This is a genomic window from Propionivibrio limicola, from assembly GCF_009469695.1.
In the GTDB taxonomy this organism is placed as follows: Bacteria; Pseudomonadota; Gammaproteobacteria; order Burkholderiales; family Rhodocyclaceae; genus Propionivibrio; species Propionivibrio limicola.
Genome location: NZ_SSSR01000022.1, coordinates 14,938 through 28,099, shown reverse-complemented (window position 1 = coordinate 28,099; position 13,162 = coordinate 14,938). Strand labels below are relative to the sequence as shown.

General features: G+C 55.9%; 11 protein-coding genes. All 11 read right to left on the bottom strand.

The genetic code is table 11. From position 1 onward, the window contains the following. Window positions 1–70 precede the first annotated feature (70 nt). The gene (locus GH659_RS12915) at window positions 71–712 is read right to left on the bottom strand and encodes a response regulator (RefSeq protein WP_153111849.1); all 642 of its coding nucleotides are present in this window, start codon (window positions 710–712) and stop codon (window positions 71–73) included. Further along, window positions 712–2,256: a histidine kinase gene (locus GH659_RS12910; RefSeq protein WP_170285889.1), complete on the bottom strand. Its 1,545-nt coding sequence runs from the start codon at window positions 2,254–2,256 to the stop codon at window positions 712–714. Before GH659_RS12910 ends, GH659_RS12915 begins: the two co-directional genes overlap by 1 nt. Window positions 2,257–2,389: 133 nt before the next feature. Next, entirely contained in the window at window positions 2,390–3,121 is a 732-nt protein-coding gene (tatC, locus tag GH659_RS12905) for a twin-arginine translocase subunit TatC (protein WP_153111847.1), read from the bottom strand. A 16-nt stretch (window positions 3,122–3,137) separates the two neighbouring features. Continuing rightward, on the bottom strand, window positions 3,138–3,479 hold the full coding sequence (tatB, locus tag GH659_RS12900) for a Sec-independent protein translocase protein TatB (protein WP_153111846.1): 342 nt from the start codon (window positions 3,477–3,479) through the stop codon (window positions 3,138–3,140). Between the two features lie 77 nt (window positions 3,480–3,556). Continuing rightward, a complete protein-coding gene (tatA, locus tag GH659_RS12895) occupies window positions 3,557–3,793 on the bottom strand; it encodes a Sec-independent protein translocase subunit TatA (protein WP_153111845.1) in 237 nt (78 codons plus the stop codon). Window positions 3,794–3,961: 168 nt separating this feature from the next. Beyond that, window positions 3,962–6,313, bottom strand: a complete 2,352-nt coding sequence (locus tag GH659_RS12890) for a cadherin-like beta sandwich domain-containing protein (RefSeq protein ID WP_153111844.1) — start codon at window positions 6,311–6,313, stop codon at window positions 3,962–3,964. A 277-nt stretch (window positions 6,314–6,590) separates the two neighbouring features. Continuing rightward, window positions 6,591–6,779 (bottom strand): Sec-independent protein translocase subunit TatA, encoded by a 189-nt coding sequence (tatA, locus tag GH659_RS12885; RefSeq protein WP_153111843.1) that lies wholly within the window; start codon window positions 6,777–6,779, stop codon window positions 6,591–6,593. Window positions 6,780–6,951: 172 nt separating this feature from the next. Next, the gene (locus GH659_RS12880; protein ID WP_153111842.1) at window positions 6,952–9,303 is read right to left on the bottom strand and encodes a cadherin-like beta sandwich domain-containing protein; all 2,352 of its coding nucleotides are present in this window, start codon (window positions 9,301–9,303) and stop codon (window positions 6,952–6,954) included. A gap of 175 nt (window positions 9,304–9,478) precedes the next feature. Beyond that, complete coding sequence (locus GH659_RS12875; RefSeq protein ID WP_153111841.1) at window positions 9,479–10,120, bottom strand: response regulator; 642 nt, start codon at window positions 10,118–10,120, stop codon at window positions 9,479–9,481. Then, the gene (locus tag GH659_RS12870) at window positions 10,120–11,775 is read right to left on the bottom strand and encodes a sensor histidine kinase (RefSeq protein WP_153111840.1); all 1,656 of its coding nucleotides are present in this window, start codon (window positions 11,773–11,775) and stop codon (window positions 10,120–10,122) included. Before GH659_RS12870 ends, GH659_RS12875 begins: the two co-directional genes overlap by 1 nt. Window positions 11,776–11,817: 42 nt before the next feature. After that, a complete protein-coding gene (locus GH659_RS12865) occupies window positions 11,818–13,128 on the bottom strand; it encodes an MFS transporter (RefSeq protein WP_153111839.1) in 1,311 nt (436 codons plus the stop codon). Window positions 13,129–13,162: the final 34 nt, after the last annotated feature.

Here is a 13,162-nt window from a genome sequence, read left to right as displayed (position 1 = left end):
ATAGAGGGGAAATTCAGGCATCGGGGATTTGCCCGAAATCAACTACGAAATATCTGATTAAAATCGCGCTTTACAGCGGAACAATCCCCTGCCGGATTGCGTAACGCACGAGGCCGGCAATATCGTGGATGTCGAGCTTCTCCATGATCTGCGCCCGGTAGGTCTCGATCGTCTTGACGCTCAGGTTCAGATGGCCGCTGATTTGTTTGGTGCTTTGGCCTTCCGCGATCATCTTCAGAACCTGGCTCTGTCTTTCCGTGAGCGGTGACAGCGCGCCCTCCTCGCCGTTCCGCCCCAGGTAGCCGTCGATGACGGTCTTGGAGATGGCGGAGGAGAGCCAGGTGCGGCCTTTTTTGATCGCGTCGATCGCCAGCACCAGTTCGTCCGGCAGTACGTCCTTGAGCAGGTATCCGGAAGCGCCCAGTTTGAGGGCGCGATGGACGTGCTCGGCGCTGTCGTGCATGGAGAGGATGATGACCTTCACGCGCGGGTGGGTTTCGTGAATCCGCTCGAGCACTTCGAATCCGGACATTTCAGGCATCGACAGATCGAGGATCAGTAAGTCAGGTTCGAGTTCGGCGACCGTCTTCAAGGCTTGTGTGCCGTCCGACGCTTCGCCTACGATTTCTACTTCGGGAATGTCTTCGAGCAGGGCGACGATGCCGGCCCTTACCAGCCGGTGGTCATCGACGACGACGATGCGCGTGGCCATTAAAGTTCTCCAATCTGGTGGAAGTGGGCGGTCACTTGGGTGCCGCCTTCGGGCAAGGCGACGATCCAGAGTTGCCCGCCGTTGGCGGCCACCCGTTCGCGCATGCCGATAAGGCCGAGCGAGCCGGAGGCGGCTTGCGCCGAGGAGTAGCATGCGGCGTCAAAGCCGACGCCGTTGTCTTTGATGGCGAGGGTCAGCCGGGGGGCCTGGTAATCCAGGGAAACGTCGATCTGCGTCGCCTTGGCGTGGCGCAGGCAATTGGTCAGGGCTTCCTGGGCAATCCGGAAGCAACAGAGTTCGAGGTCGTGATTGAAGCGCTGGTGGCCGACGTTTTCCGACAAGGCGACATTCGGAAAGAGCGGCCGGATGGTCTTGTCAATGTGCGAGCGCAGCGCCGCCACCAGCCCGAGCTGGTCAAGCTCGGAGGGGCGCAGGCGGTAGGCGATTTCCCGTATCCCGCCCACCATCTCTTCGACCATTTCTTGCCCGCTCCCCAGCAAGGCGGACGCCTTTTCATGGTTGGCCAGGTTTTGTTGGGCACGGTTGAGGGTTATCTTCAGCGCCGTCAACGATTGGCCCACTTCATCGTGGAGTTCGTGCGACAGGCGCGCCCTTTCCTCTTCTTGCGCTGTCAGGATGCCTTGGGTCACGTCTTCGAACTCTGTTTGTTTTTCGGAAACAAGGTGCTCTGCCCGGCGCTTCTTGATGATTTGTCCGTAGGCGACACCACCGACAACGATTAGAGCTATCGACAGAAAAAATGAAACTCTTACCCTGTTCCACCATCCCATCCAGATGGACGACATCGGGATACTGACAAACATCGTGACCGGATGATAGGAAAGACGCCTGAAGATCACCAGTTGTTCTGAATCGGCTCCAAGAGGCCTGATTTGGAAATCCCCGTTTGTTGGTAAGCCTGTTTGTCGAAGGCTGCTCACCAACGCGTCAGCGCTGGGCTTCCCAAAAGCTTGATCAACCGATTCGCCGGGATTAGCCGAGTACCGGTTGATCAAATAACCGCCATCATGGACAAGCCCAAGCACCGACTCTTGCGGAACCAGAGCCGTTTTCCAGAAATTTTGCAGCAGTCCTAAACGAAGCCGCGACTTGACAACGTACTTCAGCTCCCCGTCGGTATCACGCACCGCATATCGAAGCGGAAGGATCAAGCTCTCACCCGAGATTTCTGACGCCATGGGTTCAAACTCAAGACGTTCTTCACGGTGCTTGTCCACCTGAAACTGCCTGATTGGCATATCAGAGAAAAGCAGAATCTGCGGCTTATCAATCAAGGCATCGGTATCAGCGATTACTTCGCCACGGGCAGAAAATAAAACAAAACCAAGCTGATCCGGATTGGTTCTCTTGTAGTTATTAAGCATGACCAGGGCTTTATCTGCTTCTACCAGCCCTTCAATCTGCAACACCTCATTCGCGAACCTTCTATGCGTCGCCTTTATCCGTTCGAGATAGATTTCGCAGAATTCGGAACCGAAACGCAGGATGCCGGACAGCTCCTGAACTTTGTGCTCTCTCTCCACAACCCACGAATATCTGAGAAAGACAGCCAGGAAAAACATGACAAAAAAAAAGGACGAGGCCCGCCCAGAGGTTCATTCCCCGTCCGTAGGGGGCAGCAGCGTCATTTTTTTTCATAGTATTGCTATCAGGCCATCAAGTGGCTACGCCACCTTCACAACCGGTGAAACGCGCCACCAGCATCCCAAGCTCATAGAGCAGCCAAAGCGGGATCGCCAGCATGAGCTGCGAAATGACGTCCGGCGGAGTCAATATGGCCCCCAGAACAAACGCGCCGACGATTACATATGAGCGGCACTCCTTGAGCGTGGCGAGTCCGACGATATTCATTCTGACAAGGACAATCACGATCACCGGCATTTCAAACGTCATGCCGAACGCCATAAAGGTGCCCATCACAAAGGAAAGGTATTTTTCAATGTCGGTCATCCACGCCACGCCGTCCGGGGCGACCTTGGCCATAAACCCGAACACGGTCGGGAAAACGAAGAGATACGCAAAAGACATCCCGACAAAGAACAGGATCACGCTCGACGCGACAAGCGGCACCGCCAGGCGCTTTTCATGCGAGTACAGACCGGGCGCCACGAATGCCCACGCCTGGTACAGCACAAAAGGCAACGCGATCAGGAAGGCCACCATGAGCGTCACCTTCATCGGCACCATGAAAACGCCGATCACGTCGGTCGCGATCATTTGACCGCCCTGAGGCAACGACGCCAGAAGTGGCTGGGCAAGAAGCGAATAAAGGTCTTTTGCCCAAGGGAAAAGACAAATAAAAACCAGCCCCACAGAAAGCAACGACCGTATGAGACGGTCGCGCAGTTCAAAAAGATGGCCGAGAAAAGATTCCTCAAGTTGACTCATCGGACACTCGCCCCTTTCATTTTTGTTTTGCGGAACGCAGGATGCCCGGCGTGGCCTCCTGAAGCATCGAATCGGCCGACTGGACGGCTTCGGCCCCGGCCTGCCCTACCGCCTGTATTTCCCGGGAAATACCATTTTCGATAGCGCGTAGCGATTCCTGCGTTTCGGTTTTTAACTTCTGGAGTTCGTCGAGTTGCATCTCGTGACTTATGTCGGCCTTCACCTTGCTGACATAACGCTGTGTGCGTCCGAACAGATGCCCGACCGTACGGGCGACACGGGGCAGGCGTTCAGGGCCGATCACCACAAGCGCGACGATGGCAATAACGATCAATTCGGAAAAGTCGATGCCGAACATTTTTTAGGCACTCTACATAAGGGAAATCGAATAGCCGAAAAGGCCGCCTGGCGTAAGGGCGCAAACGCGCCCTTACCTTAAAGCATGCTTTTAGTTTTTTCCCGGATTTCGCCCTCGATGGTTTGTCCACCGGAGACCGGCTGAAGGGACAACTCGCCAGCATTACTCGCTGTTTCAGCCTCCTTCATCCCCTCTTTGAATCCTTTGACCGCACCGCCAAGGTCTTCGCCGATGTTGCGAAGCTTCTTGGTACCGAAGACGAGCATCACGATGACCAACACGATCACCCAGTGCCAGATACTGAAACTACCCATGAGTGTTCTCCAGAAAATCAATTCCTCTACCCGGCCACTGACCGTATTCGGATTGCACTAAACGTGAACAGCAGTTTTTTCCCCATTCACGAGAGCGCCTGATTCGCGTCGAATCAGGCGCTCCTCTTTACAGCCACAAACACCGCGGGTTAATCACCCCGACGATGCTTAAACCTTTGCAACCGTGAAGGTATAGGAGCTCGACGTGGTTCCGTCTGCCGCAACAATGTCGATGGTGATCTTGGTGCCGGCGGAAACGGAGACGGTGGTGCTTGCCCCTTGTGCAACCGTGTTTCCATTCACCTTCATCGACTTGATCTTGTTCGACATGGCAGTCGGCTTGATCGTGATGCTGCCGTTTGCCACCGGAACGTTGATCGTATAGGCATACGTCCAGGGATCGAACTTGTTCGGTACTTTACAGGCCACCGTTCCGGTACCGTTCGATTGCGGCGCTCCCCAGTAGAGATCGACCCCGACCAAATCACCACCGCTGATCTCGATGTTGCTGAGTACCGAATATTTCTTGTAACCATCGGCGGCGTTGTAGTCGACCGGAATCGGCGCGGAGGCCGGCCGGAACGTGGAATTGGTCGGCGAGCTCAGGATCGTCAATGCCGTAGCGGAAACTTGCTGACCGGGCTCAAGGGCGATCCAGTTTTTGTTCCGCCACGGGTCACCGACGTTGAGCATCCCGTTATTTCCCTTCGTGCCGTTACGAATCGACGGCTTGACCGCTGAAATGCCGTTGTCAACCAGATTCTGGTACGACTGCAGGAAGTTGTTGATGCAGACCATGCCCACCGGGGCTTCCTGGTGCGCATTGGTAACTTCGGTAATGATCCCGGACGGAATCTTCTTCCGGTAATTCACCAGCACCTGCTGGCACATCGACAGGAACAGGTCGGACTTGATCTGGCCATAGTACGTGGTATCTGACGTGTATGGACGGTTGCAACCCCACATATCCGAGGCGTAAACCCAACCCGGCTCATGGACGAGCAGGGTCGTCAGGCCATTCGTGTGCCCCGGCGTCTGCCATGCCGAGCACGTCACGTTACCCAGCGGGAATTCCTGGCCGTCGGTGAGCACCTTGCAATAGGCTGATGAGGCGGCTTCGGCCCACCGGTTGTTAATCGCCTGAGCACTCGTTTGCACGAGCAATTCGGCCTGACACTGGGCACTAACGTAGCAATTGATCCCGGCGCTGGTGAAATTCACCATATGGGCGGAGTGGTCGCCATGATAGTGCCCGATCAACACGTCGTAGGGCTTCGTGGCAATACTGTCGAGGAAGGTCTTGAGGTTGTAGTTGCCGGGGTTGTAAGAAGTTGCACCGCCTGCCACATCCAGTTCGAGCGCATCGACGAGCATGCCGCGGGTGCTGCCTTCGACATAGAAGGCGTTCGCCTGAACGGATTCGGTGAGGTTGTAAATCCTCCAGACCTTTGGCTCGGTCGCGCTTCCGGCATGCACCAGCTTGGCCTCGAACGGGGAATTCTTCGGGCGATAAATCACCCACGAAAATTCGCGGACAGCACTCGCCTTCATGCCGCTCTTCACCGCCACGGCTTTCACCCGGACCGTTCTGATCCCACCCTCAGTCGCGTTCAAACCGCCAAACTTGTACTGCCGGGAACCCAGCGTCGTGAAATCGTACTTGATGGTCGCGCCCGCATAGTACGCATTCGTAATCGACATAGGCGTAATCGTCTGCGTTGTCGATGTCGTATCGGGATTGGGTGGCTCCGATCCATCCGTCGTTTCGGTGATATAAATCTGCGCTCCGGGAGTGGGGCAGAAATAGGTGGTATAGCGCCGCGGAGCCGTGGTTCCAGGCTTGCACAGGGAGTGCACCGGAGCAACCTGCGCGGATGTAATGACATCAAGGATTTTCTTCGCCTCATTGCCCGTCAGATTGCCTTTTGGCGCAAAGAGGGTCGTGCTCGTACCGCTCATGTAACCGGCGGCGACAATGGCCTTGACGCTGGCGAGTTTGCTGCTGCTGATGGAGCTGGCATCGGTAAAGCCCGACAACGGATTTGTCGTTGCGGCGGCAATCCGGAAGGCTTTGACATACATGTCCGCCGCGTCTTCACGGGTAATGAGCGTCTCAGGATAGAAGTAGCCGCTCTCATTGCTGATGATCGATTCTTCCAGGGCCGTTTCAACCTGCTTGGCGTAGGCAGTCACCCCCATCGTGACATCGACAAAGGTCGGCTGCACCGCCTTGTACATGTCGATGTATTCCGACGAATGCGCCCAGTCGAAGTAATCCGAGATCGTCGCGACGAACGCGGCGCGCGTCAGCGGTTGAGTGCCGGTATCGGTATCCGAACTCGCTGCTGGATCATCATCGTCGTCCCCTCCTCCACACCCGGTCAGGGTCACTGCGGAGGCGAGCAGCGTTTGCGCGCCCAACAGCTTGGCGAAACTCCGGCGCGAGATTTTTTCCGAGAAAATGCCTTCCGATTGCGACTGTTGAGCTACCTCAACGTCCCCCTTTGTTTTTTCTTTCATCTCACCCTCTGCTAATCGATGTTATTGAGAAGTCCGGCAAGGCCTTCTCTGTATAGCCGGTCGTCCGCAACGCACTGGATGGAACCGGCCACCAACTCCCTTCACGTATCGACTTCAACCATGGAAACGCATTTCGTTTCCAGACCAAACCTCATCGAAAGGGAAAACAGGACTCAACTACTCACGCCCTGTGGAAAACATCGTAGTGGCGAGGAGATAAAACAGGCATCGGGGACTTCACCGAATTTCACTTCGAAATCCCTGACCCTGACATGGATTAAAAGCGGGAATGCTGAGGCGGCAAGCCACCCGCATTGCTGACGGATTCGGCTTCTTTCATGCCCTCCTTGAAGCCTTTGACCGCCCCGCCGAGGTCTTCGCCAACATTCCGCAGCTTCTTTGTACCAAAAACAAGCATGACGATGACCAAGACGATCATCCAGTGCCAGATGCTGAAACTACCCATGGTTTCCCCCTGAAAATCAATTCATCGACCCGCATACGGACCAGATCGCACTTGCAACAAACGAGAATAGCGGGCGGACGTTCCCGATCCATTCACAAGATCGCCTGATTCAGCGCGAATCAGGCGATCCTTTACCACCCGATGGATCAGGGGCTTACCGCCCCGCCAGCGCTCAAACCTTCGCCACCGTGAAGGTATAAGAGCTCGATGTACTTCCGTCGGCCGCAATAATGTTCACCGTAATCCTTGTTCCGGCAGACACCGACAAGGTCACGCTGGAACCCTGCGTCACAGCCGAACCATTGACCTTCATCGACGTGATCTTGTTCGACATCGCCGTCGGCTTGAACGTGATGCTGTTCGTCGCCGTCGGAACGTTGATCGTGTACGCGTAGGTCCAGGGATCGAACTTGTTCGACAGCTTGTTTGGCACGCCGTTGGAGGGAGCCGCCCAGTAAACATCGACGCCAACCAGCGTACCTCCACTGATTTCGACGTTGCTCAGCACCGAGTACTTCTTGTAACCGTCGGCCGTGTTGTAGTCGATCGTCGCACCGCAGGGATAAGCCGTCGTGGGTGCAGTGAAGTAGTCGACGGGCTTGTTCCAGCCACTGCCCAGTGGGTTGCCAACGGCCATCCAGTTCTTGTCCCGCCACATTCCCTCGAAGGGTGTGGAGTACGACGAGACGAGGGACATTCGGGAATTACCCGCAACACCACCGCGAATCGAAGGCGCCGACACTGCATCGCCTTGATCGACCAACTGCTGGAAACATTTCTGGAAATTCCTGACGCCTTCCATGCCGACGGGAACTTCCTGGTGGGCATTGGTCACCTCGTTGAGCAATCCGCTGGAACTGCTCTTCAGGTAATTGGCCACAAGTTGCTGGTTCAGCGACACCATCAGATCGACCTTTACTCCGTTGTATTGGGTCGTATCGGCCGTATAGGCACGGTTGCAGCAGAAATGGTCCGAGGCGTAAACCCAGCCGGTCTGATTGATCAACAAAGTGAGCAGGCCGTTGGTATGTCCCGGGGCATTGAACGCCGTAACCTGGACGTTACCAAGATCCAGCGATTGACCGTCGTTGATGGCAACAGCGGCGGCACCCGCCGCTTGGAAGTCCGCTCGACTCGAGGCCATCAGTGAAGCCTTTTCGATAGCCGAGGCATACAACGTGATGCCAGCCGACGTGAAGTTGTAAACCTGTTCGGCATGGTCAGGATGGTTGTGGCCAAGCACCATGTCGTAGGGCTTGGTGGCGATTGAGTCGATGAAGTCCTTCATGTTGGCTTTTTGATAGCCGTATTCGCCGGCATCAAACACCACGCCGCGCGCTGAACCCTCGATGTAAAAAACATGCGCCTGATAAAACTCGGCGGGGTTGTTGATCTTCCATACCGTCGGACTGGTACTCGTCCCGGCATGTACCAGTTTGGCTTGGAATGCCCCCGTATTTGGGCGAACGATGTTCCATGAGAACTCACGAATCGCGCTGGTTGCCATGCCATTCTTCATCGCCACCGCCTTAAGGCGGTACAGCCGGGAATTCGTCGTTGATGACAAGGGATTGACGAACTGGAGTACGCCGTTTTGCCTGAAGTCGTAGCTTGCCGAGGCGCTTGTCGGGTCGGCTGGTTCGCTGCCGTCGTAGGTGTAGCTGTAATAGATCGTCGCCCCCTCTGTCGGAGTCGAAATCGCTACGTAGCGCCGGGGAGCCGTGGTTCCCGGCTTGCACATGACCTGCGGCGGCGCCACCAGGGAAGACGTGATCTTGGCCAGGATCGTTTTGGCGTCGTTGGCCGACAACGTACCCTTCGGCGAGAACAGCGTGGTGCTCGTGCCACTCATGTAGCCCGCCGCGACAATCGCCTTGACGCTATTTAGCTTACTGGCACTGATCGTGCTGGCGTCAGTGAATCCGCTCAGCGGATTGCCAGTCGCGGCCGGAATCTTGAACGCTTTCACATAAATGTCGGCTGCATCCTCGCGGGTAATGTTCTCTGTCGGATAAAAATAGCCCTGAGAGTTGCTGATAATCGACTCTTCCAGGGCGGTCTCGATTTGCTTCGCATACGGCGTTGCGCCGTAAATCACGTCAACGAAGGTCGGCTGAACCGCCTTATAGGCGTCAATGTATTCGGACGAATGGATCCAGTTGAAGTGGTCGGAAATCGTGGCGACAAATGCGGCACGCGTGAGCGGCTGTGTGCCCGCATCGGAGGTACTGCTATCGGAGTCCGAATCGCTTCCGCCGCCCAAACAACCCGAAAGCGTTACCGTGGAAGCAACAACTGTCTGCATCCCAAGCAGCTTGGCGAAGCTGCGGCGCGAGATTTTCCCGGTCAGAATGCTGTCGAATCCAGTCGATTGCGACTGTTGAGCTACCTCAACGTCCCCTTTTGTTTTTTCTGTCATTTCACCCTCTGCTGATCGATGTTGTTGAGAAATCCATCGAGGACCTCTCTGTCTGGCCGGCCGCTTGCGGCACGCCGCACGCACCCCGCCACCAACTCCCTTCACAAATCAACTTCAGTCATGGAAACAAACTTCGTTTCCCGACAAAACCATCATCGAAAAGGAAAGCAGGACTCAACTGCGCACGCCCTGCGGAAAACATCGTAGTAGTGAGAAGGTAAAACGGGCATCAGGGAGTTCCCCGAATTCAACTTCGAAATCCCCGATCACCATAGGGGTTTTAGAGCGGAACGATCCCCTGGCGGATCGCATAACGCACGAGGCCGGCGATATCGTGGATATCGAGCTTCTCCATGATCTGCGCCCGGTAGGTCTCGATCGTCTTGACGCTCAGGTTCAGATGGCCGCTGATCTGTTTGGTGCTTTGACCTTCCGCGATCATTTTCAAGACCTGGTTCTGTCGTTCGGTGAGCGGCGACAAAGCGCCCTCCTCGCCGTTCCGCCCCAGGTAGCCGTCGATGACGGTCTTGGAGATGGCGGAGGAGAGCCAGGTGCGGCCTTTTTTGATCGCGTCGATCGCCAGCACCAGTTCGTCCGGCAGTACGTCCTTGAGCAGGTATCCGGAAGCGCCCAGTTTGAGGGCGCGATGGACGTGCTCGGCGCTGTCGTGCATGGAGAGGATGATGACCTTCACGCGCGGGTGGGTTTCGTGAATCCGCTCGAGTACTTCGAATCCGGACATTTCAGGCATCGACAGATCGAGGATCAGCAAGTCAGGTTCGAGTTCGGCGATCGTCTTCAAGGCTTGTGTGCCGTCCGACGCTTCGCCTACGATTTCTACTTCGGGAATGTCTTCGAGCAGGGCGACGATGCCGGCCCTTACCAGCCGGTGGTCATCGACGACGACGATGCGCGTGGCCATTAAAGTTCTCCAATCTGGTGGAAGTGGGCGGTCACTTGGGTGCCGCCTTCGGGCAAGGCGACGATCCAGAGTTGCCCGCCGTTGGCGGCCACCCGTTCGCGCATGCCGATAAGGCCGAGCGAGCCGGAGGCGGCTTGCGCCGAGGAGTAGCATGCGGCGTCAAAGCCGACGCCGTTGTCTTTGATGGCGAGGGTCAGCCGGGGGGCCTGGTAATCCAGGGAAACGTCGATCTGCGTCGCCTTGGCGTGGCGCAGGCAATTGGTCAGGGCTTCCTGGGCAATCCGGAAGCAACAGAGTTCGAGGTCGTGATTGAAGCGCTGGTGGCCGACGTTTTCCGACAAGGCGACATTCGGAAAGAGCGGCCGGATGGTCTTGTCAATGTGGGAACGGAGCGCCGCCACCAGCCCGAGCTGGTCAAGCTCGGAGGGGCGCAGGCGGTAGGCGATTTCCCGTATCCCGCCCACCATCTCTTCGACCATTTCTTGCCCGCTTCCAAGCAGGGCGGATGCCTTTTCATGGTTGGCCAGGTTTTGTTGGGCACGGTTGAGGGTAATCTTCAGCGCCGTCAACGATTGACCCACTTCATCGTGAAGCTCGTGCGAGAGGCGCGCGCGCTCCTCTTCTTGCGCTGTCAGGATGCCTTGAGCAACGTCTTTAAGCTGCGTCTGCCTGCGAAAAAAACGACGCTCGGCTACATGTTTGGAGAGCATTAACCGGTAAGCGGCAAAACCTACCGCAAACAGGGCACAAGCCAGAATCAGGGGAATTTTCACCCTGCCCCACCAGCCAACGCCGACATAAGACATGGGGACACTAACGAACACGGTGAGGGGATAGTAGGTCAATTTCTGATACATGACCAAAAGATTCCAATCCATTCCGTCACGAGGTATCTCGACAGAGCCGCTGGTCGGAAACCCTGAGGCCTGAAGGTAGCTTGCCAACGCTTCCGCACTATTGCTGAACATTCTCCCGGTGAGCCCTCCCGGATTCGCTGAGTAGCTATTGATCAAATGTCCCTGGTGATGCATGAAACCAATCACCGATTCCTGCGGAATCAGAGCTGTCTTCCAGAAATCCTGAATCATGCTGAGCCTCAGTCGTGAGCGAACCACATACTTGAGTTCGCCTCCACTGTCGCGAATCGCATAACGGAAAGGGAGTACCAGACTTTCTTCTGGAACAGCATCAGCCACGGTTTCAAGTTCCAGTCGCAAATCAGGAGCTGGCTTATCCGGTAGCTGCTTGACCGGTATTTCGGACAAAAAATAGGGTCTCTGCTTGTTAAGTTGCGTATCTGTCTCGGCAATAACTTCACCGCTTGCTGATACTAAAGAAAACCACCGCTGGTCATGATTAATTCCCTTGTAGTTATTCAAAATGACAATCGCCTTATCCGGAGCCACTTGTCCGTTTTGCTGCAATAACTCAAGCCCCAATATTCGATGCTGCTTTTCGATACGCTTGAAATAGCCTTCACAATACTGGGCGGCAAATCTCAGGGGCGTCGAAAGCTCTCGTATCGCCGACTCTTTTTCCGCCACCCACGAATATCGGAGAAATCCAGCAAGCACAAGAAGCAGCAAGAGAAGCACCCCGCCGGCAAGAAGGTTCATGCTTCGCAAATACGGGTCGTTAGAATTGTCTATGGTCATTAACCAATCAGCTTTCGTTCATGTTCGGCGCGAAGAAACACGCTATTTCCGGCCAAGTTCCGACAATTCTATCCGGCTCGTTTCGGTGGCAGTACACACGGCGGCAATGGAAATTGCGCACGAGACGGTAACGAGCAACGCCACAGGCATCCAATCGGAAGGATCGTATCGCGTCAGGACGGCCGCCACGGCCGGCGCCTGAGCCGCCAGCGTAAACCCGATTTGCGTACTGATGGCCATGCCTGACAAGCGGACTTTGGTGCTGAACATTTCGCTATACAAAGACGGCCAGACACCATTCGCCGCGCTATAGGCAACGCCCGCCAGCAGGATGCCGAAGAGAAACGCAAGCGGGATATTCATTTGACCGAGCGCCCATAAATAGGGCCAGATCAGGATTCCGGAGCCCATTGCGCCAAAAATGAAAACCGGTTTACGGCCGATACGGTCGGACAAATAGGCCAGCGCAGGCACCGCAAATACGCCAACCGAGGCGCTCGACAACGTGATTCCAAGCATTGTCGGCCGGGAAATGTGCAAATGATTGACGGCCCATGACAGCGAAAAAACGCCGACAATGCTACTGACCACAGACACTTGAGCCGCCAAAACCACACGCAATATCTCGGTCTTGCAGTAGCGCCACAAATACTTCAACGGCCCTGATCGATCACTGTCAGTACGCTTCTCGGACAAAAACGCTGGGCTTTCCGGCAACCGGAATCGCACCCAAACCCCAGCGGCGACCACAATCGCGCTAAGCTGAAACGGAATTCGCCATCCCCACGCCAGCAGGTCTTCTTCCGTCAACAAGGTTGAAACCAGCAAAAACGCCATCGACGCGGCAATGAGGCCGGCCAAAGTACCGCTGAGCGCAAAGCTCGTGTATAGACCCCGCTTGTTCGTACCGATAAGTTCCAGCACAAGCGTACTCGCGCCCGCATGTTCGCCGGAAGCGGCAAAGCCTTGGAGCAAACGCAGCACCACCAGAGCGATGGGAGCCGCAATACCTATTTCCTGATACGTGGGGAGAATGCCGATCAGAAATGTCGCGCTCCCCATCAACAGCAAGGTGATGCTCAATACGAGCCGACGTCCCAACAGATCACCGAGAGGGCCGAGCAGCAATGCCCCGACCGGCCGGCTGATATAGCCGACACCGACCGAGGCGAGCGTCACCAGTGCGGTCAGCCCCGGCTCAGACGCCGGAAAATACAACGGCCCCAGCACCAAAGCCGCCGCTGTCGCGTAGAGGAAAAAATCGTAATACTCGAGCGCGCTCCCGATCCAGCTTGCCCACGCCGCCTTGCGGGCTTGCGCGCGATAAAAATCCTGCGGATGAATAATTGGCATCGGTCTTTTCTGAGGAATATGTACGGATTGAAAA